Source organism: Jatrophihabitans sp. (assembly GCF_051960575.1).
In the GTDB taxonomy this organism is placed as follows: Bacteria; Actinomycetota; Actinomycetes; order Mycobacteriales; family Jatrophihabitantaceae; genus JBQCEE01.
The window spans coordinates 1-2,447 of sequence record NZ_JBQCEE010000208.1 but is presented as its reverse complement, the minus strand read 5'-3'; the positions used below and the strand labels follow the sequence as shown (position 1 = coordinate 2,447).

Here is a 2,447-nt window from a genome sequence, read left to right as displayed (position 1 = left end):
CAACGGCGCCGCCAGCATGCCGAGAGAGCGCTCGACCACGCCCACGAACTCTGCCGCCGACCGCAGCTGATCGTCGGCCGAGCGCCGGGTCACCGCGTGGCGGGCGCCTGCCTCGACCGCGGCGCGCACCGGAGCGCCTGCCGCGAAGTACTGCGACCAGTCGGCGAGCTCGGGCGCGATGCGGTCGAGCAGCACCCACACGCTCATCAGCTTGCGCCGCATCGACGCCGGCCGGCCCCGGTCGGCGAGCACTGCGGCAGCCGCGCGCAACGCGGCCAGGTGCGCCAACCGGAAGCGCTCCCCCTCGTCCCAGGCCATGCTCGCCTGGGCCAGCACGACCCGCGCCTGCGCAATCAGCGCGACCGCGGACCCCGTGGTCACCCTCGCCTGCTGCTGCATCGCCGACCCCCGTTCGAACGGATGTTCTGAGTTCAGATTAGCTCACCCGTTCGGTTTACCGCAAGACCCTGCGCGGACGTGACCCGGCCACGGCTCGTGGACGTCGTCGGCTGCCCCGCGCCGGTCAAAAGGGGTATTGCGCGCGAGGCGCTCAAAATCTATGTTCGCGCAGTGAACAAACTGCGTGCTGTCGTTCTCGCCACCGTCGCCGCCACTGCCCTCGCCGGGTCCGTCGCCGTCGCGACCCCGGCGACCGCCCGGCCGCCCGCCGGCGCTCACCACCCGGGCCGCCACCTGGGGAACGCGACACCCGACCTCGGCCCGAACGTGTACGTCTTCGATCCGTCGATGTCGACGGCGTCGATCCAGTCGACCGTCGATGCGATCGCCAACCAGCAGTTGACCAACCAGTTCGGGACCCAGCGCTACGCCCTGCTGTTCAAGCCGGGCACCTACGGCACTGCGACCCATCCGCTCAACTTCCAGGTCGGGTACTACACCGAGGTCGCCGGACTCGGCCGCAACCCGGGCGATGTGACGATCAACGGGTCGGTGGACGTGCACAACCAGTGCGACGCGAGCGGCAGCTGTATCGCCCTGAACAACTTCTGGCGCTCGCTGTCGAACCTCACCATCAATGTCCACAACGTCGACGACGGCTGCACCAACACCGAGTTCTGGGCGGTGTCGCAGGCGGCGCCGATGCGCCGGGTGCACGTCACCAACGGCAACACCACGCTGATGGACTACTGCACCAGCCCGTCCTTCGCCAGCGGCGGGTTCATCGCCGACTCGCGCTTCGACGGCACGGTGATCAACGGTTCGCAGCAACAGTTCTTCGTGCGCAACAGCGATCTCAGCTCCTTCTCGAACGGCGTGTGGAACCAGGTGTTCGCCGGCGACAACGGTGCGCCGGCCGAGTGCTTCCCGGCGAGCGACGCGTGCGGCGGTCCGTACACGACCGTGGCGCGGACACCGATCAGTCGCGAGCGGCCCTACCTGTACGTCGACGGTCGGGGAACCTGGCAGGTCTTCGTCCCGAGCGCGCGCCAGGATTCGGTCGGCACAACTTGGGCCGACGGCTCGACGCCGGGCCGGTCCGTGCCGCTTTCGCGGTTCTACCTCGCCCGACCTTCGGACAACGCGCAGGTGTTGGACAACCAGCTCAGCCGCGGCCGGAATCTGCTGCTGACGCCCGACGTGTACGACATCACGCGGTCGCTCGAGGTCAAGCGCGCCGACACCGTCGTGCTCGGCCTCGGCTTCCCCACGCTCACCGCCGACCACGGCGCCGTTCCGATCCAGGTTGCGGACGTGCCTGGTGTCGATCTTGCCGGGATGATCATCGACGCCGGCGCGGCAAACTCCTCCGCGCTTGCCGTTATCGGCACCGGCCATCCGCACCACCGCTCGGCGTTGGCGAGCGATCCCACCGCGTTGCAGGACGTGTTCTTCCGCATCGCCGGACCGCATGCCGGACGGGCCACGAACAGCTTGATCGTCAACAGCGATCACGTGATCCTCGACGACATCTGGGCATGGCGCGCCGACCACGGAACCGGCGTCGGATGGACGCAGAACACCGCTGACCACGGGCTGATCGTGAACGGGTCGGACGTCGATGCGACCGGCCTGTTCGTCGAGCACTACCAGAAGCACGAGGTCGTCTGGAACGGCGCGCACGGCAGCGTCATCTTCTTCCAGAACGAGATGCCCTACGACCCGCCGAGCCAGGCAGCGTGGAACTCCGCACCCGGCACGCTCGGTTACGCGGCAATGCGCTTCACCCGCGGGGCAACCGGATTCCGGGGCTACGGCCTGGGCAGTTACAGCTTCTTCAACCAGCACGTCGACATCTACGCCTCACACGCCTTCGAGGCGGTCGACCCGCACGCCGTGCACCTGCACAACCTGCTGACGATCTTCTTGGATCCGGCGAACGGCAGCGGTGGGATCCGGCACGTCGTGGACAACACCGGGGGCTCGTCGACGAAGGCGAACCCGGACACGCCGGTGACAGTCACCGACTACCCGTAACGGGGTCAGCG

The 2,447-nt window shown here is 68.3% G+C and carries 2 protein-coding genes; one reads left to right on the top strand and one right to left on the bottom strand.

From position 1 onward, the window contains the following. On the bottom strand, positions 1-381 hold a 381-nt coding region (locus tag ACTHMS_RS11600; protein WP_440306820.1), incomplete at its 3' end, for an SAV_6107 family HEPN domain-containing protein. Between the two features lie 189 nt (positions 382-570). Here ACTHMS_RS11600 and ACTHMS_RS11595 point away from each other — a divergent pair. After that, the gene (locus tag ACTHMS_RS11595; protein ID WP_440306819.1) at positions 571-2,436 is read left to right on the top strand and encodes an adenylyl cyclase; all 1,866 of its coding nucleotides are present in this window, start codon (positions 571-573) and stop codon (positions 2,434-2,436) included. The last annotated feature ends 11 nt before the right edge of the window (positions 2,437-2,447 follow it).